The organism is bacterium (assembly GCA_020440705.1).
Lineage (GTDB): Bacteria > Krumholzibacteriota > Krumholzibacteriia > LZORAL124-64-63 > LZORAL124-64-63 > JAGRNP01.
Window position 1 is genome coordinate 1 of record JAGRNP010000069.1, and the last position, 21,037, is coordinate 21,037.

Annotated in this window: 17 protein-coding genes; 5 read left to right on the top strand and 12 right to left on the bottom strand. The window is 70.8% G+C overall.

The window, feature by feature from the left end; translation table 11 throughout:
* Both KDM41_11225 and KDM41_11230 read right to left on the bottom strand, forming a co-directional pair.
* A partial coding sequence (locus tag KDM41_11225; protein ID MCB1183994.1) for a glucose 1-dehydrogenase occupies window positions 1-697 on the bottom strand: 697 nt, incomplete at its 3' end.
* Window positions 694-1,242 (bottom strand): MarR family transcriptional regulator, encoded by a 549-nt coding sequence (locus KDM41_11230; protein ID MCB1183995.1) that lies wholly within the window; start codon window positions 1,240-1,242, stop codon window positions 694-696. The genes KDM41_11225 and KDM41_11230, both read right to left, overlap by 4 nt.
* Window positions 1,243-1,447: 205 nt before the next feature.
* On the opposite strand from KDM41_11230, the gene KDM41_11235 reads away from it, so the two are divergent.
* Window positions 1,448-2,938, top strand: a complete 1,491-nt coding sequence (locus KDM41_11235; GenBank protein MCB1183996.1) for a DUF2779 domain-containing protein — start codon at window positions 1,448-1,450, stop codon at window positions 2,936-2,938.
* Window positions 2,939-2,962: 24 nt separating this feature from the next.
* Here KDM41_11235 and KDM41_11240 read toward each other — a convergent pair whose 3' ends face one another.
* Window positions 2,963-3,343 carry an AtpZ/AtpI family protein gene (locus KDM41_11240; protein MCB1183997.1) on the bottom strand — a complete coding sequence of 127 codons (381 nt, stop codon included), beginning with the start codon at window positions 3,341-3,343 and terminating at the stop codon, window positions 2,963-2,965.
* Between the two features lie 141 nt (window positions 3,344-3,484).
* On the opposite strand from KDM41_11240, the gene KDM41_11245 reads away from it, so the two are divergent.
* The 4 genes from KDM41_11245 to KDM41_11260 all read left to right on the top strand — a co-directional run bounded on the left by KDM41_11245 (window position 3,485) and on the right by KDM41_11260 (window position 10,631).
* Window positions 3,485-5,494, top strand: coding sequence for a hypothetical protein (locus KDM41_11245; GenBank protein ID MCB1183998.1), 2,010 nt, complete (start codon window positions 3,485-3,487; stop codon window positions 5,492-5,494).
* A 1-nt stretch (window position 5,495) separates the two neighbouring features.
* Window positions 5,496-6,932 (top strand): HD domain-containing protein, encoded by a 1,437-nt coding sequence (locus tag KDM41_11250; protein MCB1183999.1) that lies wholly within the window; start codon window positions 5,496-5,498, stop codon window positions 6,930-6,932.
* 160 nt (window positions 6,933-7,092) lie between these two features.
* A complete protein-coding gene (locus tag KDM41_11255) occupies window positions 7,093-9,081 on the top strand; it encodes a hypothetical protein (protein MCB1184000.1) in 1,989 nt (662 codons plus the stop codon).
* Between the two features lie 23 nt (window positions 9,082-9,104).
* Complete coding sequence (locus KDM41_11260) at window positions 9,105-10,631, top strand: HD domain-containing protein (GenBank protein ID MCB1184001.1); 1,527 nt, start codon at window positions 9,105-9,107, stop codon at window positions 10,629-10,631.
* An 87-nt stretch (window positions 10,632-10,718) separates the two neighbouring features.
* On the opposite strand, the gene KDM41_11265 is transcribed toward KDM41_11260, so the two are convergent.
* The 9 genes from KDM41_11265 to KDM41_11305 all read right to left on the bottom strand — a co-directional run.
* A complete protein-coding gene (locus tag KDM41_11265) occupies window positions 10,719-11,141 on the bottom strand; it encodes a polymer-forming cytoskeletal protein (GenBank protein ID MCB1184002.1) in 423 nt (140 codons plus the stop codon).
* 106 nt (window positions 11,142-11,247) lie between these two features.
* On the bottom strand, window positions 11,248-12,054 hold the full coding sequence (locus KDM41_11270; GenBank protein ID MCB1184003.1) for a peptidoglycan DD-metalloendopeptidase family protein: 807 nt from the start codon (window positions 12,052-12,054) through the stop codon (window positions 11,248-11,250).
* 16 nt (window positions 12,055-12,070) lie between these two features.
* A complete protein-coding gene (locus tag KDM41_11275) occupies window positions 12,071-13,564 on the bottom strand; it encodes a PAS domain S-box protein (protein ID MCB1184004.1) in 1,494 nt (497 codons plus the stop codon).
* Complete coding sequence (locus tag KDM41_11280; protein ID MCB1184005.1) at window positions 13,564-14,538, bottom strand: ParB/RepB/Spo0J family partition protein; 975 nt, start codon at window positions 14,536-14,538, stop codon at window positions 13,564-13,566. The genes KDM41_11275 and KDM41_11280 overlap by 1 nt, the downstream gene beginning before the upstream one ends.
* A 55-nt stretch (window positions 14,539-14,593) precedes the next feature.
* On the bottom strand, window positions 14,594-15,352 hold the full coding sequence (locus KDM41_11285; protein ID MCB1184006.1) for a ParA family protein: 759 nt from the start codon (window positions 15,350-15,352) through the stop codon (window positions 14,594-14,596).
* A 233-nt stretch (window positions 15,353-15,585) separates the two neighbouring features.
* Window positions 15,586-16,308: a class I SAM-dependent methyltransferase gene (locus KDM41_11290; GenBank protein MCB1184007.1), complete on the bottom strand. Its 723-nt coding sequence runs from the start codon at window positions 16,306-16,308 to the stop codon at window positions 15,586-15,588.
* The gene (gene mnmG, locus KDM41_11295) at window positions 16,301-18,217 is read right to left on the bottom strand and encodes a tRNA uridine-5-carboxymethylaminomethyl(34) synthesis enzyme MnmG (protein MCB1184008.1); all 1,917 of its coding nucleotides are present in this window, start codon (window positions 18,215-18,217) and stop codon (window positions 16,301-16,303) included. Before mnmG ends, KDM41_11290 begins: the two co-directional genes overlap by 8 nt.
* A gap of 4 nt (window positions 18,218-18,221) precedes the next feature.
* Window positions 18,222-19,589 carry a tRNA modification GTPase gene (locus KDM41_11300; protein MCB1184009.1) on the bottom strand — a complete coding sequence of 456 codons (1,368 nt, stop codon included), beginning with the start codon at window positions 19,587-19,589 and terminating at the stop codon, window positions 18,222-18,224.
* A gap of 119 nt (window positions 19,590-19,708) precedes the next feature.
* Window positions 19,709-21,037: KH domain-containing protein (locus KDM41_11305; protein ID MCB1184010.1), on the bottom strand; the 1,329-nt coding region annotated here is incomplete at its 5' end.

Consider the following 21,037-nt stretch of genomic DNA (forward strand, 5'->3'; position numbering starts at 1 on the left):
AGGCGGCCTCGTCGCTGGCCAGGAAGAGGTAGGCCCGGGCGATCTCCGCCGGCTGGCCCAACCGCTGCAGGGGGGTCTTTTCGGCCATCATGTCGCGGACCTTTTCGGGCATGGCCATGACCATCTCGGTGGCGATGAAGCCCGGCGCCACGGCGTTCACGCGCACGCCCTTGCGGCCCAGCTCGCGGGCCCAGACCTTCGTCATGCCGATGACGCCCGCCTTCGTCGCCACGTAGTTGCTCTGCCCGAAGTTGCCGTACAGCGCCACGACGCTGCTCGTGTTCACGATGGCGCCCGCACCCTGCTCGACCATGACCCGGGCCGCAGCCTGGCCGCAGTTGAAGACGCCCTTGAGGTTCACGTCGACCACCTGGTCGAACTGAGCCTCGTCCATCTTGAGGAGGGTGGCGTCGCGGGTGATGCCGGCGTTGTTGATCAGCACGTCGACGGACCCGAAGGCGTCCTTCACCGCCGCGACGGCGTCGGCCACGGCGGCCGTGTCGCCGACATTCACCTGCCGGTATTCGACGTCGTGGCCGGCGGCCTGCAGGCGGGCGGCCAGCTTCTCGCCCGCCTCGGCGTTCACGTCCCAGATGGAAACGCGCGCGCCCTCGGCGGCGAAGAGCTCGACGGTGGCGCGGCCCAGGCCGGCGGCGCCGCCGGTGACGATGGCGACCTTGTCCTGCAGGCGGTTCATGATTCGTGCTCCCGGGTCGTGGTTTCGGCGCCCTCGGTTTCCGTGCGGGACGATTCCCACTCGGCGAGGAAGGCCGCGAAGTGGTGTCGCATGAGGGTGTAGAAGCGGTCCATCTCGGCGATGCGGGCCGCGAACGAGGCGGGCAGTTCGGCGTCTGTGTCGCGGATCAGGCCGGAGTATTTGCGGGCGAGCTCGAGATTCCGCTGCTGCAGGCGGGCGTGGTTGGTGAAGGCCTGCCCGAAGATGTCGGTGGTGGCCTCGTAGTAGTCGCGACGGCTGCCGGGGACCCACACCTTCGAGACGAGGTCGTGGTCGCGCAGCCGGCGCATGATCTGGGACACCGGACCCTTGCTCACCTGGAGTTCGGCGGTGATGTCGTCGAGGCTGAGCGGCCCGGCGTGGTAGAGCAGCAGCCCCACCACCTGCCCCATGAGCTTGGGTAGGCCGAAGCTCTGGTACCCCTGCCCGTAGTCCTGGATGAAGGCGGTCTTGACGGCCTCTTCGGCGGCCGGCCCATCGTCGGGGAGAGGCAGGTTGGGCAACATTGTTTTCTCCGTTTGAAAAGTTTCAAACAGATCATACACGGTGGGCCGGGGGTGTCAACGGAGAAACCTGGCGGCCCGGAACCGCCGCCAGTCGCCGTTCCGGGGCGCCCTGTGTGCGATATACTGTATACAAGGCGCCGAATTCGGGGGTTGCCGCCGCCCCCCGCACCCCCTAAAGTGGCCTCACCAACCCGGAAAGGCCGCCATGCCCGCACCCCGCCCCATCTCCAAGTCGCGCTACCTGAACGGGTTGCAGTGCCCGAAGCTGCTCTGGAACCAGATCCACGCCCGCGAGCGCATTCCGCCCCCGGATCCGGCCCAGCAGCACATCTTCGACACCGGCCACGAGGTGGGCGATCTGGCCAAGAAGCTCTATCCCGGCGGGATCGAGGTGGCCATGAACTTCGCCGACCCGGCCGAGACCGCCCGGGAAACCGCCGCGCTGATGGCGCGGCCCCGCGAGGAGCGGGTGCCGATCTTCGAGGCGAGCTTCCTGGTCGAGGGGCGCTACTGCCGGGTCGACGTGCTGGTGCCGGTGGAGGACGGGCGCTGGAACCTGGTCGAGGTGAAGTCTTCGACCCGGGTGCGCGACGTGAACGTGAACGACGTCGCCTTCCAGTGCGACACCCTGACGCGGGCGGGCGTGGCGCTCGGGCAGCTCTTCATCATGCACGTGAACACGGGGTACGTGCGGGGCGAAGCCTTCGAGGTGCGGCCCTTCTTCCACCTCGAGGAGGTCACGACGCGGGTCAAGCCGCTGCTCGAGTACGTGCCGCGGGCGGTGGAGCGCATGCACGCGACCCTGGCCGGCTCCGAGCCGGACGTGCCGATCGGGCCGCGCTGCCACACGCCCTACGACTGCCCGCTGGTGCCGCTGTGCTGGGCCGACCTGCCGCCGGGCAACGTGACCGAGCTGTACCGGGGCGGGCGGCGCGCGTTCGGGTTCCTCGACGAGGGCCTGTTCAAGATCGCCGACCTGCCCGACGACCAGCTCTCGCCGACCCAGCGGATCCAGGCCCGGACCCTGCGCACGGGCGAGCCCCACGTGGAGGCGGCCGCGCTGCGCGCGTGGCTCGACGCGCTGGCGTACCCGCTGCACCATCTCGACTTCGAGACCATGAACCCCGCCGTGCCGCCGCTGGCCGGACTGCGGCCCTACCAGCGGCTGCCGTTCCAGTTCTCCCTGCACATCCAGGACGCGCCCGGGGCGCCCGCCCGCCACGTGGACTTCCTGGCCACCGCGCCCGCCGATCCGCGCGGCGCGCTGGTGGCGGCCCTGCACGCCATCGGCGACGAAGGGCACATCCTGGCCTGGAACATGGGGTTCGAGAAGGGCGTGCTCGACGACCTGGCCGAGGCGTTTCCCGACGAGGCCGAGTGGCTGGCCGGTCTGGCCGACCGCCTGGTCGACCTGATCGATCCGTTCCGCCACTTCTGGTTCCACCATCCGGACCAGAAGGGGAGCTGCTCGCTGAAGGCCGTGCTGCCGGCGCTGACGGGCAAGGACTACGCCGCCCTGGAGATCGCCGACGGCCACCATGCGGCGCGTGCGTACGTCGAAGCCGTCTTCGGCCAGGCCGACGAAGCGGCGCGGGAGCAGGTCTTCGCCGACCTGCGGCGCTACTGCGCCCTGGACACCCTGGCCATGGTCGAGATCCTGTCCGAGCTGGAGAAGGTGGCGCCGGGCGGCGCGTGACGGGCGGGATCCGGCGACGGTCGGCTAGTCGCGGCCCGCGTCGCCCCGGCGTTTCTCCGCCGCATCCTGCTCCTGCTTGCGCTTGAGCAGCAGGAAGACCTCGCGGAACGCCGCCACGACGCCCAGCAGCAGCCCCCCCACCGCGCCCCACGGTTCGCCGCCCCAGAGCTTCTCGACCCCGCGGCCGACGAGGAAGCCCACCACCGGTCCGGCGATCATCAGGCTGGGAATGAGCGTGTAGGCACCCAGGTCGCGGGCCGATTTGCCCACCTTGCGCGTGACCCGGGACTGCTTCAAGTCGTCGCTGCGCCCTTCCCGCATGCGGCGGCGCAGGTCGTCGACCCGCCCCAGGTCGGGCGACTCGGGGTAGGCGTGGAAGGGTTCGGGGCGATCGTCGTCCGACATGGGCGTCCTTTCCGGGGCGAAGGCGGGCCGGTCCCGCCGCCGAATCAGCTTAAGTCAATTCCCTCCACGTCGATACCGACTAATGATACCGGTGTGTCCGGCCCGCTGCCCACGCCGTCGCCCTGAACGAGGAATCCGGGAATGTCGACCCGCACGCTCGACCGCGACTCCATCTGCGACCTCAACGGCCAGGTCCTCGACCCGCGGTCCGTGACGGTGCTGAAGGCCCTCGACCGCCTGCTGACGGTGGGCGCCTACTACTCCAACGAGCACGACCAGTACCTCAAGGCGGCGCGGGATTCGCGCGACGCCCTCGTCGAGGTGATCCGCGGCGGGCACGGGCCCGTCGCCATCGAGATCACGGCCCAGGGCCTGCAGATCGACCGGCGCAACGTCGACCCGCACCACCGCAACGTGCGCCTGCTGCACGACCTGCTCGTGCCCCTGAACATCGCGCGCCTGGAGATCGACGGTGCCCTCACCCCGGAGGACCTGCGCCAGGCCGTGGCCGCCCTGCAGGAGCACCGCATGGCGCTGGGCCAGGCGAGCACCTTCCGCGAGATCGTCATCGAGAACCTGCCCGCCTCGGTGCGGGCCGTCAGCCGCAGCGTGCTCGATCACGGCGACGCCGGCGGGCACGGTCGCGACGGCGCATCCGGCGCGGCCGACGGGCCCCGCTCCCTGGACGATCTGCTCCAGCCGTGGAGCGACGAGCCCGCCGACGCCGGCGACACTCCCGAGGAATCCGTAGCCGCCCGCCTCGCGCGCCAGTTCATGGAGATGGTGGGCGAGATCCTGGCGAACCTGCAGCGGGCCGACCAGGAGCGCGCCACCGGCGCGGGGCCGGATGCGGCCGGGACCGCGGTGTCGCGCCAGGAACTCGAGCAGCTGCGCCGGGCCCTGCAGCGCCTCGTGGAGATCGACCCCGACCCCGACGATCTGCTGCAGCTCATCACGCAGGCCCGCCGCGCCCTCGACCTCAGCCGGGACCGCCGCGCCGCCGACCTGGTGTTCCGCATCCTCAAGCGCGACATGCTGCACTCCCGCAAGCAGGAGGCCGGCGCCGCGAAGCGCACGGTCCAGGCGGCCGACTACCGCCTCGACGTGGGCGGCCTGCTCGCCGAGGTGACCGCCCTCGAGAGCCGGGTCGAACCGGTGGCGCCACCGGGGCTCGACGCCCGGCGCGACCGGCTTGGCATCGCCCTGCTCCTGCTGGGCGACGGCCCCAACGAGGCCCTGCGCCACGCGCTGCTCGACACGGTCGAACGTTCCGTGGCCGAAGACGACTTCGACGAGGGCGGGGCGGGACATCTCGCGGCCGCCGTGGCCGCCCGCGTGGCCGGCCAGGCGAACCCGACGCCGCGGGCCGCCACCGGCGAGCACGTCGGCACCGCCGACGGCGAAGAGCTGCTGGTCATCGCCGTCGGGACCCTGCGGCGCACCCGGTCCGATCTGCTGGCCCCGTTCTGGGTGCGGCTGCTCGAGCTGACCGGCGCCGACGAACTGCCGCTGCTCTGGCCGCACCTCGTCAACGACATCCTGCTGGGCTGGGGCAAGGGCTCCCGCCAGGTCGCCGCCCACCTGGGCCAGGCGGCCGGCCGGCTGAGCCTGCAGGACGCGCTCGGCCAAGGCCGCCGGTTGGCCCAGATGCCCGCGCTCCAGCGGAAGACCGCCTCCCGCGACCTCTTCGCGACCCCGCTCCCGGTGCTCTATCCGGTCCACGCGGCGCTGATGACGACGCGCCTGCGGGGCTGGCTCGGCCAGGAACTCCACGACGCCCTGGTGCGCGAGCCCGTGTCGCCCCTCGCCGCATCGGTGCTGGCCGCCCTCGGCGATCATCGCCCCGAATACGCGACCTTCTACCTCGACCTGATCCGTCACCGCGACGCCGACGTGCTTCCGGCCGACTTCGCCGTGGCCGCCGCGGCGATCCTGTCCGACGGGATCGGGTGCCTGCCGCGCGACCGCCGGGACGACGCGTGGGTGACGGCGGGTCTGGCGGAACTCGCCGCGCTCGGCGCGGAGCACGCCCGGCCCCTGCTCGAGCGCGTGCTCCGGGAGAAGCACTTCTTCTTCTTCCCCGCCTGGCCCGGTTCGGCACGGACCGTCGCCCGCCGGGCCCTGACGTCCGGCGACCGGGAGGAGGGCTGAGATGGACCAGCGATTCGGCGACCTGATCATTCTCCTGGCCAGCGGCATCAACCAGCGCCGCATGTACTTCGACGCCCATCCGCGGGTGCTCGCCATGGCCCGCGAGTTCGTGGCCACCGTGACGCCGCTGCTCGCCGGGGCCGACGGCGACAACGAGTTCCGTTTCGGCGTCCACAACGGCAAGTTCATCCGCGACGGGCGCTACCTGGTGGGGCCGTCCATCGCCGGGCGGTCGCTCATCGAATTCGCCGAGCGGCTCGGCTGCGGCGGCTTCGTCTTCCGGCTGCCGCTGGGCCAGGACGACCTGGTGGCGTTCTTCCGGCTCGGGGCCGAGACCAAGAATCCCGTCGGTTCCGCCGACGAGGCGCAGCGCCTGTTCGCCGCCCGCGGCCTCGCCCACGTGGAGCTGAGCCCGCCGCTGAGCGAGAGCGGCGAGGACGGCGAGGGGGCCGACGCGCCAGCCGAAGCGGGGAACACGCCCGACTTCATGGCCGCCGACTTCGCGCCGCTGTTGCAGGTGTACCAGGCCATGTACGAGACGGTGGCCGTCAACAACCGGCGGGCGGCCGACGGCGACGCCGCCATCGACCTGGCCGCCGCCCGCAGCCGCGGCGAGGAGCTGGTCGCCGTCTCGGACCAGGGCGCCCTCGACGTGATGCAGTTCATGCGCTATCCGGACTTCGACAGCTATACCATCGGCCACTCGGTGCGCGTGGCGACCCTCGGCGCGCTGGTCGCCCGCGAGCTCGGCTGGCCGGCGCCCGTGCAGGGCGAGATCGCCACGGCCGGCCTGCTGCACGACATCGGCAAGGGCAAGGTGCCGGACGAGATCCTCTTCAAGCCGGGCCGCCTCGACGACGACGAGCGCCGGATCATGGAGTCGCATCCGGTCACCGGCTGCCGCGTGCTGCTCGCCAACGGCGAGACGAGCCCGACGGTCCTGTCGGCCACCTGGGGCCACCACCTGCGCCACGACGGCGGCGGCTATCCCGACGTGCCCGCCTGGTTCGTCCCGGGCGCGGCGGCGGCGCTGATCCGCGTCTGCGACGTCTTCGAGGCCCTCACCGCGGTGCGGCCCTACAAGCACCCCATGGCGCCGCGCCAGGCCTACGAGATCCTGCTGGCCGACCCGGGCGCCTACCACCCCCGCATGCTCGGCGCCCTCGTGCGCGCCCTCGGCCTGTACCCGCCCGGCTCCGAGGTGACGCTCTCGGACGGCCGCGGCGCCGTGGTCGTGGGCCGCGGCCCCGACCTCGAACACCCCGAGGTGCGCGTGACCCACACCGCCACGGGCTCCCCCATCGCCCGGGACGACCAGGAGGCCGTGTCGCTGGCCGCCGTCCCGGGAATCGTCATCACCGGCTTCCAGCAGGTCGGCCTCGGCGGCGAGGCCCCGGCGCCGGAAGACGACGCCCTGGCCGTTCTCGACTTCGCCTGATTCCGGACGAACCGACCGCCGAGGGTACGCAAACAGGCTTTTGCGCGCGTTCCGGGGCCCCGGAAGAGCCCCGACCCTTCCCGTCGTCATTCGGGCTCAATGGCCGACGATCCGGGCCGATCCTAGGGGGGAGTTTCTGTGTCCTCAGGGGGAGGTTGTCTTGTCCACGCGGAACGAATCGCCCACGAAGAACCCGCGCACGGGGTCCGCGGCAGGAGCCCTGGAGCTGGCGCCGGCCCACGCCGCCCTGCTCGAGGCTCTCGACCGCATGCTGACGACCGGCAGCTACTACCCGCCCGGCCACGCCCAGTACCAGGCCGTCGCCGACCAGTGCGCCGCCGCGGTGGCCGCGGCTCTCGGCCGTCACGACTCGATCGAGATCGAGGTCACCCGCGAGGGCCTGGTCCTCGGCGACGTCACGGTGCCGGCCACCGACCGCCGGGCCGCGCGCCTGCACGAGCTGCTCGAACCCCTGAACCAGGCCCTGCTCGAGATCCACGCCGGCCTCACGGCGGCCGAACTGCACGAGGGCCTCACCACCCTGAAGCAGCACCGCAAGGAGTTCGCCGCCACCTCCGAGTACCAGGAGGTCATCATCGAGGGCATGCCCGAGACCCTCACCGTGACCGACCGCGCCCTGTACATGCGCAGCCGCCGCGGCAACGGGCCCCAGGCCACCGAAAGTCCGCTGAACCTCTACTTCGAGCCCAACACGATTCCCGACTCGGCCCTCGTCGCCTCGCCCGACGGCCAGGGCATGGAGCGCGAGTTCCTCGCCGTGATCCGCGGCCTGATGCTGGCCACCGAGAACGCGAACATCGAGGACTTCCGCGACGCCGACGGCCAGGGCGTGGCCGAGCTGCTGGGCACCTGGGTGCCCGACGAGGCCGTCGCCGGGATCCAGCAGATCGTCGCCGCCCTCGAACTGACGAATTCCGATCCCATGACCCTGCCGGCCCTGGTCGACCATGCCCAGGCGGCCCTGAAGCTGACCGGACAGCCCGAGCTCGTGAAGCTCGTCTTCGAGCGGCTGCGCAAGACCAACCTCGCCTCGAAGCGCGCGTCGGGCCGCAAGCTGCTGGAGAACCGGCCCAAGCCGAGCCGCAAGCCCACGCTCTTCACCCTCTCGCGGAACGAACTGCGCGAGCTGATCGAGGCCGTGCACGCGGCGGCGGCCGAGGCGGAGTTCGATCCGGAGAGCGACATCATCGCGCCGGCCCATGCCGACACGCTGGGCATCTGCCTGCAGATCCTCCACGTCGCGCCGACCGACGAACTGGCCGACGGCATCGCGGGCATGATGCAGACGATCCTCGGCAACCCGGAGCTGTCGGAGACGGCCCTGGGCGTGGCCCGCGGCGCCCTGAAGAGCATCTTCCGCTCGGAGGACGCCGAAACCACCGAGCTGGTCGTGGAGATGATCACGCGGCCGCTGCGCCGGTCGCACCCGGAGGTGCTCGGCCCCCTGTGGAGCGAGGTGTGGGATTCGCTGGCCGACGCCAAGGCCCGCGAACGCGCCTGGCCGTTCGTCGTCAACGACGTCCTGATCGGGCTGGTGTGGAAAGATCCGGCCGAGAAGATCTCGCTGATGCAGAAGATCAGCACCCAGGAGACGCGCGACCGCGCCGACCTGCTGCTGCGGCTCGAGGCGCAGCCGGCGCTCCGGGAGAAGACCCTGGCGAGCAATGCCTTCCACGCGCCGGCGCCCCTGCTGTACAACGTGCACCGGCTGCTGCTGGGGTCGAGCATGTCCGAGCAGCACGGCCCGCTGCTGCACCGGCGCCTGCTGCACCAGCGCGCCCATGCCCTGGCCTCGATCATGATGGACGGCCTCGCCGAGTACAGTGCCGACCGGCGCAACATGTACGAGGCGGTGCTCGACCAGGGCGTGCAGGGCCCCATCGTGCCGAGCATGCGCGAGGTGGCCGGGCGCCACCTGTACGGCATGATGACGCGTCTGCCGCCCGAACGGCGCGGCGAGAAATGGGTCGCCGAAGCGGTGCGCTGGCTGGGCGACCTCGGCGACGAGAAGTCCGGGCGCCTGCTCGAGCGCATCGCCAACGAGAAGAAGTTCCTGTTCATCCCGGTGTGGCCCGCCGCCTGCCGCGATGCCGCCCGCACCGCCCTGAGCGGCGTGCGGCGACACTAGAGTGATCCGGAGGGGGGGCCGACGTGGCCAAGACGACGTTCAGTGATCTGATCATCCTGCTCTCGGGCGGGATCAACCAGCGGCGGCTGTATTTCGACGGCCACCCGAAGGTGCGCGGCCAGGGCGAGTCGTTCGTCAGGCTGCTGCGCGAGATGCTCGCCGAGTCGGGCGACACCGCCTTCTTCTTCGGCGTGCTCAACGAGAAGTTCGTGCACGAGGGGAAGTACCTGATCGGGCCCTCCATCGCCGGACGCAACCTGCTCCAGTTCGCCGAGAAGATGCAGTGCGGCGGTTTCCGTTTCGGCGAGCGCGTCGAGGCCGACGAGATCGCCGCCTTCTTCCGCGTCGCCGCCGACCTGCGCGACAAGACCGCCCGCCTCGAGGACTCGCAGGCCATGCTGCGGGCCGCGAACATCCGCAACATCGAGCTGACGCCCTTCTACCGCGAGGCCGGCACCGGCCAGGGGCCGACCGCCGAGGAGATCGCGCGCATCGATCCGGGTCTCATCGAGTTCGACTTCTCGGGCTACGAGGGCGAGGAAGGCGGCATGGGGCGCAGCGTGGCCGACAAGCTGGCGCCGATGATGCCCATCTTCCAGTCCATGTTCGCGACGGTGGCCGAGCACACCCTGTCCGTGGCCAACGACCGGGATCTCGACCTGAGCCGGACCCGGGCCGTGGGCGAGTCGCTGTTCAGCGTCTCCGACCAGGAGACCATGGACATCATGACCCTCATGCGCTACCCGGACTACGACAGCTACACCATCGGCCACTCGGTGCGCGTCTCGACGCTGGCGCTGACGGTGGGCCGCGAGATGGGCTGGCCCGACCACATGCTCAGCGAGCTGGCCACCGCCGGCCTGCTGCACGACATCGGCAAGGCCAAGGTGCCCGAGGAGATCCTCTACAAGCCCGGCCGCCTCGACCCGGAAGAGCGCAAGATCGCCGAGAGCCACGCGGCCATCGGCGCCAACATCCTGCTCTCGCGCGGCGAGGCCTCGCCCCTGATCATCGCCGGCGCGTGGGGCCACCACATCCGGCACGACGGCGGCGGCTACCCGAACCCGCCCGAGTGGGCCGTGCTCAGCCCCATCGCCGGGCTGATCCAGATCTGCGACGTGTTCGAGGCCCTCACCGCGGCGCGGCCCTACAAGCTGCCCATGCCGCCGCGCCGCGCCTTCGAGATCATCCTCAAGGACCGCACGGCGTTCTCGCCCGTGGCGACGTCGGCGCTGATCCGCGCCATCGGCCTGTACCCGCCGGGCTCCGAGGTGCAGCTCAGCGACGGCTCGCGCGGCTACGTGGTGCGCAAGGGCCCGGACTGGGAGCAGCCCGAGGTGAAGGTGACGGTGCTGAAGGACGGCACCCGCGTCGATCCGGACGACCAGGTGGTCCGGAAGCTGTACGAGGAGAAGGATCTCGAGGTGGCGGACTTCCTCATGGTCGGCCTGACGCCGGAGGAGACCCGCGAGGCCGCGACGGTGGACGAGGAGATGATGAAGGCCACGGCCGAGCAGATCGATTCGATCATGGAGGACGCGCAGAGCTGATCGCCCGCCGCCCCCGGATACGAAAACCCCCGGCTGACCGGCCGGGGGTTTTTCGTGCGGGGTCGCCTCGGCGAGGGGCCGCGGCGACTACTTCTTCAGCGTCTCCGGCTGCCGGTCCTCGACGGGCGCCGCGGCCGGGGGCGGGGTCTTGCGGTTGCCTGCGCCCATGGAGCAGTTGCCCTCGAAGAACACGCCCTCGTCGATGACCAGGCGCTTGGTCTTGATGTCGCCCTCGACGTGGGAGCCGCTCTGCAGCTCGATCTTGTTCTCGGCGGTGATGTTGCCGTAGAGCTGGCCGCCGATGATGGCGTTCTTCACGTTGCAGTTGGCGTGCACGACGCCGGTCTTGCCGATGACCAGGCTCTCGGGCACCCCGATGTCGCCCTTGAACTCGCCCTCGATCCGCAGGGTGCCCTTCACGTCGACCTTGCCGTCGAACTTGCAGCCCTGGGCGATGATCGAGGTCTGGCCGGCGCTCGGGGCGGTGTTTTCCGGTTCTTTGTTGAACATTCTTCTTCCTCCTTGACCCGGACGACGTCGGACTGGGCCGGTCGTCGGGTGTTCCAGAATGCGGAGCCGAAGGCGGAGCCTACCACCTGCGGCGCGTCTCCACAGCCTATTTCTGTTCGGGCTCGCCCGCCACGATCGTGCGCGGATCGACGGCCTCGCCCTGCTCCCAGATCTCGAAGTGCAGATGGGGGGCCGTCGCCTGGCCGGTGTCGCCCACGTAGGCGATCACCTGGCCGGCCGCGACCCGGTCGCCCTGGCTGACCGCGACCCGGCTGCAGTGGCCGTACACGGTCAAATAACCCAGCCCGTGCTGGATTTCAACGAAGTTTCCCAGGTAGTCGTCGACGCCGGTGCGGGCCACCATGCCGGGCGCGGCGGCCACGATCGGCCCGTCGCGCGGGCCGGCGATGTCGATGCCCGGATGGGCCACGACCCCCCGGGCCGGATTGCCGGTCACGAACTCCTGGGTCACGAATCCCCGGGCGGGCCAGCGGTCGGGCCGGGGGCTCGACACCACCGTCGCCGCCCGTTGCAGGGCCTCGGCCGAGGAACCCGGTTCGCGGTCCATCCAGTCGGCCAGCAGCGAGTCCTCGGCGGCGCTGCCCAGGCCCTCCACGCCCAGCATGAGCAGCACCTGCTCCTGGGCCTGCTGCAGCTCCTCCAGGTTCGCCGCCAGCTCGTGGGCCATCTGCAGCTCGTCGCGCGCCTCGGCCAGCTGCGTCTCGAGCTCCTCGATGGTCTGCCGCTCGTCGTGCTTGGTGGCGAAGCTGGTCATGAGCACGCCCAGGAAGCCCACGAACCCCAGGGCGAGCACGAGCAGCACCACGATCATGCCGCGCGTGATGCCGTACTCGTGCGACGGACCCTCGTCCGACGGCATGAGGATGATCCGGGTATGCGGGGCGATGCGCATGGTCCCTCCGGGGACGTCAGGCGTCCGGACTCTGGCCGGGGGTGCCTGTTCCGTGATCGGTCGGTGACGGCTCCTCGGCCTGGTCGTCGATCAGGGCCAGATGGCCGGATCCGCCGCCCTGGCCCTCCCGCGCCCGCGGGAACCAGAGCGTGAACGCCGTGCCGCGGCCGGGCTCGCTGTCCAGGTCGATGCGTCCCCCGTGCTCATGCACGATGCGGGCCACGATCGACAGGCCCAGGCCCGTGCCCTTGCCGTAGTCCTTGGTGGTGAAGAAGGGCAGGAAGACGCGGTCCTGGGCCTCCCGCGGGATGCCGTCGCCCGTGTCGGCGAAGACGACCTTCAACTCGCCCGCCCCGCCGTCGCTGATCCGCACGTCGATGCGTCCGCCGCCCGACATGGCGTCCAGGGCGTTGGCCAGCAGGTTGAAGAACACCTGCTCGATCTCGTTCCGGTTGCCGAAGATCTCGGTCGGCGTGTCGGCCGTCACCGCGAGCTCGACCGCGGCCACCTTCAGCTGCTTCTCCATGAGGAAGGCCGTGTCGTCGATGATCTCGGCCAGGTCGACGCGGCCGCGCTCGCTGCCCGTGGGGCGCGCGAAGTTCAGCAGGCCCTTGATGATCCCGCGGCACTGCTCGGTCTGCCGGATGATGCGCCGGATGTCCTCGCTGTCGTCCTCGTCCTCGATGGTCTCCTCGAGCATCTGGGCCGAGAGCAGGATCGAACCGAGGGGCGTGTTGAGCTGGTGGGCGATGCCGGCCGCGAGCTGCCCGATGCCCGCCAGCTTCTCCGTCTCGCTCATGCGCGTCTCGAGCTGCTTCTCGCTGGTGATGTCGCGGGCGATGACCGCAAAGCTGTCGGCCTTGTCGGCCATGGGCCCGGAGCCGCCGTGGATGCACGAGAAGGTCAGGCTGAGCTGCAGGGTGGCGCCGTCGCGGCGCGCCACCTGGGTCTCGTAGGTGAGGCTGCGCTGCACGCGCTGCACATCGGCGAAGATCTGCAGCACGGGCAGGTCGAAGCCCATGTCGAGCTTGCAGATGTTCACGCCCAGGGCGTTGCGCCGGAACACGGCGAAGAGCTTCTCGGCCTTCTTGTTCCACTCGAGCACGCGGCCCTTGTCGTCGAGCAGGAAGATGGCCTCGCCGGCGTGGTTGATGATGCTGCGGTACTTCTGCTCGCTGCGCCGCAGCCGCAGGTGGCCGAGCTGGCTGAAGCGCAGACGCAGGAAGAGGCTCCAGCCGAGGATGAGCACGAAGAGCTGGAAGAGGCCGTCGCGCAGGATGTCGATCAGCGCCGCGCCCCCGCGCCACTCCCGCTGCCACAGCGCCGTCAGCGAACCCGTCTCGTGGTACTCGCCGACCAGGCGCGTGAAGGTGAAGACGAGGAACACCACCGACGCCAGCACGAGCAGGCCGAGGATGATCCGCAGCTGCAGGATCCGGCCGACGGCGAAGCGCTCGCCGAGAGAGCGCGCGAGCCGGCGCAGCGGCGGTGACGGCGAGCGACCCTCCATCACAGCTCCGTGTCGACGCCCATGATCTTGAGCAGGCGGACCAGGTCGTCGTCGGAGTAGAACCGCACCTGGATGGCGCCCTTGCCGGTCTTCGCGTCGCGCTCGATGGCCACCGGCGAGCCGTAGACCGCCTCGGCGCGGCCCGCGAGCTCGCGCACGAACGGATCTTCCTGCGAACCGCCGCTGCGGCGCTTCGGCCTGCGCTTCGGTTTCGCGCCGCCGGCCTGCACCCGCTGCTCGCAGTCGCGCACCGACAGCCCGCGCGACGCGCACAGCTTGGCCAGCTGCAGCCGCGCCGGCCCCTCCGGCAGACCCAGCAGCGCCTTGGCGTGTCCGCGCGAGATGCTGCCCGCCTGCAGCAGCGCCCGGATCTCGGGCTCGAGCGTGAGCAGGCGCACCATGTTCGCCACGCCGCTGCGGCTCTTGCCGAGCATGGCGGCCAGCTCCTCCTGGGTCGCGCCGTAGGCGTCCATGAGGCCGCGGTAGGCCTCGGCTTCCTCGATGGGGCCGAGATCCTCGCGCTGGATGTTCTCGAGCAGCGCGATCTTCAGGGCTTCGGTCTCTTCGTAGGTGCAGGTCAGCACCGGCACCTTGGCCAGCCCCGCCAAACGGCTGGCCCGGACGCGGCGCTCACCCGCGACCACCACGTAGGCGAGTTGGGCGGCCGGGGTGGTGCTGTCGGGATGGGGCTGGGCCTTCTCGCCCGCGGCGAGGGGGCGCACCAGCACCGGCTGCAGCACGCCGACCTGGCGGATCGACTCCGCCAATTCTTCTAACTTATTGTTGTCAAACAATTTACGCGGCTGGTCGGGGTTGAACCCGATCGCCTCGAGGGCGACTTCGCGCACGGTTGCGCCGGCGTCGGCCGCCGCCGCGCCGGGGGCGGTCGCCGCGGCCGGCAACGGCATGCCCTTCAGATCGGCGCCGTTCAGCAGTGCCGACAACCCCTTGCCCAGAACTCGGTTCTTGCTCATGGCGACGGGACCTTTCTCCCGGTGGCGCGGCCCGGACGGGCGGCCGCGCACCCGGTCAGGGGTTCTTGGCGATGACTTCCTGCGCGAGCGCCAGGTAGGTGCGGGCGCCGACGCACTCCACGTCGTACAGGAGGATCGGCTTGCCGAACGACGGCGCCTCGCTCAGGCGCACGTTCCGGGGGATCTTCGTCTCGTAGACCATCTCGCCGAAGAAGTCGATGGCCTCTTCGGCCACCTGGTTCGACAGCTTCAACCGCCCGTCCCACATGGTCAGCAGGACGCCCTCGAGCCGCAGGCCCGTATTCAGGCTGCGCTGAACGAGTTGCACCGTGCTCAGCAGCTGGCTGAGCCCCTCCAGGGCGTAGTACTCGCACTGGATTGGGATGAGCACCGAATCGGCTGCGGTCAGGGCGTTGATGGTGAGCATGCCCAGGCTCGGCGGCGTGTCGACGAGGATGAAGTCGTACGAACCCCGCAGACCCCCGATCGCCCGCTTGAGAAATGTCTCGCGGTCATCCTCGTTGACCAGCTCGACTTCGGCGCCGGCCAGGCGGCGATCGGTCGGAATGACGTCCAGAAAACCGATCGGAGAGCCCTGAATGCATCCGTCCACCGCCTCGGCCCCGAGCATGAGTTCATAACTGGTTTTTCCATCGGGGCTTATCCCAACTCCACTCGAGGCGTTCCCCTGCGGATCGAGATCGATCAGAAGGGTGCGTTTTTCCGCGACCGCCAGGCTCGCCGCCAGGTTGACGGCCGTCGTGGTCTTGCCGACCCCGCCTTTCTGATTGGAAATCGCGATGATCTTGGCCATGCCGGCTCATGCCTTTCTCTGGGGAGGGTCGGACCTGCAGGGGTCCCAATGTACGCGCCGCCCGAAACCCGCGTCAAGATCTGGCGATTCGCGGCGCGTGATCAGTGGGGGGTAACTTGGGGACAACTGTTCCACGTGGAACACGGGGAGGTCGGGATCGGCGTTGTTCCACGTGGAACAGTGGCGCCGGCGGTCGTGTGTTCCACGTGGAACACCGGGGGACAACAGTCCGGTCAGGGTCGCTTCAGGGCCGCCTCGTAGGACGAGATCACCAGAGAGGCGGTGCCCCCGGCCCCGGGGCCGACGACGCGGCGCTCGACGGCCCTATATATATAGTCATCGGTCTCGTGTCGGGACCCCACCGCCCCGAGATCGCCGGCCAGCACGTCTGTCCAGGTCTGCTCGGGTGGATAGAAGCGAGCGATCACGATCCGGGCACCGGCAGCCAGGGCCGCCGACCCGGGCGCGGGCTCGAGCCCCTGCAGGACAACGGGGTCCGGCAGATGCAGGGCCTTGAGGGAAATGAGGATCTGTCCCGGCGCGGGTGTGCCGACGGCCGGGCCCGAGCCCTCGCCCCACCGGCCACAGTGCACCGCCAGCGGGCGGCCGGGCGCCAGGTCGGCCTGGCGCTCCAGAAACCAGGCCCTTTTCTCGCGGGGTTCGACCAGTGTGGTGCACAGAGCCGGAAACCGTTCGCCGAACAGCAGGTGCCAGACGATCCCCGGCAGGCCGCCACCCGACCCCAGGTCGAAGTAGGCCGTGGGCTCGACGGTATCCCAGTCGCCCAGGATCTCGTCCCCCAACACCGCTCCCGCGATCCGACACTGGCTGACGAGCTCATCGACACGGCGGGCCGAGTCCTGCCGGCTCACCAGATTGATCTGGCGATTCCAGCGCACGACCTCGGCGGCGTAGGCCCCCAGGCGCCGGTCCAGATCGGTCCGGGGGTCACTCATTCCCGGCCTCGGTTTCGCCGGCCCGCTTCTTCAGGAAAACCGTCAGCACCGCCAGGTCCCCGGCCCGCACCCCGTCGATGCGCCCCGCCTGGCCCAGGGTGTCCGGGCGCACCCGATCGAGTTTCTCGCGGGCCTCGAAACTCAAGGCGGACATGGTTTTATAGTCCATGTCGGACGGCAGCTCATAGGCGTCGAGGTGGGCCTGGTGACGAATCAGGCGCTCGTGCTTGGCGATGTAGCCGTCGTACTTGATGTCGTGGACGACCTGCCGGGCCGCGGCTTCCGCCAGGAAGGGGTTGTCTGTTTCGTCGCGCAGATGCGAAACCCTATTCATGACTTCGGACCAGGATTCCGCGTCGACCTCGGCCTGATGCGGCAGGCTGCCCAGCTCGATCCCGGGAAAGCGGAGGAACTCCGCCGCGGTCAGCCGCTGCCGCGTGTCCCGCGTCACGACGGCCGTCGCCCCGAGCGCCCGTCGGAAGTCGGCCACGAAGCGCCGGCGCGCGTCGAGCACCGCCAGCTCGGGGCCGGGCAGCAGCCCCCCGTCGCGGGCCGCAGCGGCCAGGCGCTCCTCCGCGTTGTCGCACCGCAACCGCAGGCGGTGCTCGGCCCGGGAGGTGAACATGCGGTAGGGCTCCTCGATGTCCTTCGTGACGAGGTCGTCGACCAGCACCCCGAGGTAGGCTTCGTGCCGGCCGAGCTGCAGCGGGTCGCGACCATCGAGGCTGCGCACCGCATTCAGTCCCGCCACGAGACCCTGTCCGGCGGCCTCCTCGTAGCCCGAAGTGCCGAGGATCTGCCCGGCCAAATACAAGCCGGACAACACCTTGGTCTCCAGGTGGGCATGAATCTGCCACGACGGCACGCTGTCGTACTCGACCGCGTAGCCGTACCGCACGAGCTCGGCGCGCTCGAGTCCCGGGATCGAGCGCACGACCCGCTCCTGCACGTCGGCGGGCAAACTGGTGGACAGGCCGTTCACGTAGATCTCGTCCGTGTCCCGGCCCTCGGGCTCGAGGAAGAGCAGGTGCCGGTCCTTGTCGGCGAAGCGCACCACCTTGTCCTCGATGGACGGGCAGTAGCGCGGACCCCGGCCCTCGATCACCCCGCCGTACAGCGGCGACCGATCGAGGCTCGCCGCGATGATGGCATGGGTCGTCGCGTTGGTGTAGGCCAGATGGCAGGCGATCTGTTCGGGCGCGAACCGCCGCGTGCGGAACGAGAAGGGCGTGGGATGCGCGTCGCCCAGCTGCACTGCAAGCTGTTGGAAGTCAATGGAATCGGCCCGCAGGCGGGGCGGTGTGCCCGTCTTCAGGCGACGCAGGGCGAAGCCGTAGTCGGCCAGGCTCCCGCTCAGGCCTTCGCTGCTCGCGGCGCCCTCGCGTCCGCCACTGGTCCGGGCATCACCCACGTGCATGAGGCCCTTCATGAAGGTGCCGGTGCAGAGGACCACCCGCGGTGCCCGCACCTCGCGCGTCCCCACGACCACGCCTTCGATGCGCCGGTCGGCGTCGGCCCCGGCCACCAGCAGTCCGGCCACGTCGCCGCCGATGACCGTCAGGCCGGGCTGGGCGTGGCAGGTCGCCGTCATGGCCGCCTGGTAGGCGTGCTTGTCGGCCTGGGCGCGGGGCGACTGCACGGCCGGCCCCTTCTTGGTGTTCAGCACGCGGAACTGGATGCCCGTGGCGTCGATGGCCCGGCCCATCTCGCCGCCGAGGACGTCGATCTCCCGCACGAGATGCCCCTTGCCGAGGCCTCCGATGGCGGGGTTGCAGGGCATGCGGCCGATCTCGGCCGGATCGTGGGTCACCAGCGCGCAGCGCGCCCCGAGACGGGCCGCCGCCAGGGCCGCCTCGATGCCCGCGTGGCCGCCACCGACCACGATGATGTCGAATTCGTTGTGGGACAACGCGTTACTTTCCGACACAGAACCGCTTGAAGACGCTCTCGAGCACCTGCTCGCTGAAGACACGCCCCGACACCTCGCCCAGGTGGCCCAGAATGGGCGCCAGGAGCGAGCCGACAATCTCGTCACCGGGCGCGGTGGCGGCAACCTCGTCGCGCAGGCGCACCAGGTCGTCGCGGCAGGCGCCCAGCTTGTGCAGGTGCCGTTCGTTCAGCACGACACCGAGGGCGATGGCCTCCTCGAGCCGGAAGCCGGCAACCACGGCGTCGAGCTCCGCCCAGACGGACGCGATCCCGCTGCCGTCGGGACTCGCCACGATCGGCTCGCCCGCGGGCGCCGCGAAACCGGGCGCGAGATCGCCCTTGGTCCAGACGCGCAGCACCGGCGTGCCGTCCGGAACGACGAGTTCCGTCGGCGCCTCTCCGGCCACCGCCAACGCGAGGACCACGTCCGCCTCGGCGACCTGCCGGCGCGCACGTTCCATGCCGAGGCCCTCGACGCGTCCGCCGTCGCTGCGCAGACCGGCCGTGTCGTGCAGCACCCACACCGTCCCGTCGCGGTGCCGGCGCGCGCTGATCACGTCGCGCGTCGTACCGGCCTCGGCATCGACGATGGCGCGCTCCTCGGCGAGCAGCGCATTGAAGAGCGACGACTTTCCCACGTTGGGCGGACCCGCGAGGACCACGTGCACGCCATCGCGCAGCAGGCGTCCGGCCGGCGCCATGGCCACCAGCCGCCCGAGGCCGGCGATGCTCGTGTCGAGCACGCGGCGCACCGTGTCCGCGCCGACGCCCATGTCCTCGTCGTCGCTGAACTCGAGCCCCCCTTCGAGCCGGGCCAGCAGGTCGAGCAGCGGACCTTCCACCGCGGCCAGCTGGTCGTCGAACCCGCCGAGCAGTTGGCGCACGGCGGCCCGGGCCGCATGGTCCGACGGAGCGTGGATCAGGTCGGCCACCGCCTCGGCCTGGTCGAGGCTGAGCTTCCCGTTGAGGAACGCGCGGCGCGTGAACTCCCCGGCCGTCGCCGGTTCGGCTCCGGCCACCCGGCAGGCCGCCACGACCATCCCGGCCACGACGCGGCCACCGTGGCAGAAGAACTCGACCACGTCTTCACCGGTGGCGCTGTGGGGGGCCACGAAGGGCAGAGCGATGGCCTGATCGATCTCGGAAATGGCTGTGCCCGATTCGGTTGGAGATTTCAGTATACCGTATACAGCGCGCCGCGGGGTGGGCTGCGGCCCGAAACCGGGACCCGAGAAGACCTTGTCCGCGATCGCGAACGCGTCCGGACCACTCAGGCGCACCACCGCCAGCCCGCCTTCGCCAGGCGGCGTCGCCACCGCGACGATGGTCTTCTCCACGCGCTCTCTCGACATCGGATCACCTCGGATTTCCACACCGGGCCGGCCCTGTCCGGCGCCCCAAAAGCCAGGGGCGACACCCGCCGGCGTCGCCCCTGAATCTAACCCAACCGATCGCGAAGATCAGTCGCGAACTACTCTTCCTCGTCGGAGCGGCCGCCGCCGGACTCGCTGTCGTCCGCCAGCGCGACGACCACGTGCTTGCCGCCGCCACCGAACTCGGTGAAGGTCGTCACGCCGTCGATCTCGGCCACGTGCAGGTGGATGACCCGCCGCTCGCGAGCGCCCATCGACTCGAAGTGGTAGGGACGACCCGTCTCCTCCACCTCGGCGACGGCCTCGTCGGCGCGTTCGATCAGCGCCTCCTCGCGACGGTCGCGGTACGAGTTGATGTCGAGGTTCATGCGCACGCGGTCGTCGACCGCGTTGCTCGCCATGCGCTCGACCAGGTGCTCGACCGCATCGACCGTCTGGCCGTGGCGGCCGATGAGCATGCCCGCATCGTCCTCGTCGTCGGACGCGATCCGCACGCGGCGGTACTCGCCGTCCTCGACGGTGACGTCGCACGGGAAGCCCGCCCGCACCAGCATGCCGCTGGTGAGCTCGCGCAGGGCGTCGTTGAGCCCGGCTTCGGTGACGCCGGCCAGGGCCTCGGCGTACTTCGTCGCCGGCACGGCCTCGACGATGATCTCGTCGGCCGACCCCAGGCTCGCCGCCGCCGCCCGGCCGCGCTCGGGGCGCCGCGAGCCGCCCGACGGGGAGCGGCTCGGCTCCGGCGTGTCGGGCAGCACCTCGACGGGCTTGCGGTTCTTCACCGCCGGATTGTCGCGCCGAGGCAGGCGGGCGCCGAGGCCGCCGCCCCAGCCGCCGCGCTTGGGCTTGGCCACCACCGGCGCCACGGGCGCCGCGTCGACGGTCGACTCCGCATCGGGTGCCGCCGCCACCGCAGTCTCGACTTCCGGAGTCGCCACCGCCGCCGGTGCGGGAGCCGGAGCAGCTTCCACGACCGGCTCCGGGGCCGGGGGCGGCGTCGGCCGCTCCCGGCGCGGGGCCTCGTCGGAGGCGCTCATGCTGCGGGTCTCGTCGCTCAGGCGGTGCTCGCCGGCCACCTCGGCCGCCGGAAGCTCGCGGCGACTGCGCGAACGCTTGGCCGGCGCGTCGTCGGTGCGCCGGTTGCCGTCGACCTCGCGGGTTTCTGCCCGGGCCGCCGGACGACGGGGCTCCCGCTCGTTGCCGCGGCTGTCGTCGTCCCGGACGTTGCCGTTGACCTCGCTCGCCACCACGTCGTTCTGGTCGTCGCGATCCCGGCCACGGCCACGGCCGCGCCCCCGGCTGCCACGACGGCTGCGGCCGCGCTTGTCTCCGTCCCGGCCACCGTCGTCGTCGCGCCGGCGACCGTCGTCGCGGGCGCTCGTCTGCTCGGCGCCCGCGGCGGCCTGCACCTGATCCTGGCCGCGGTCCTC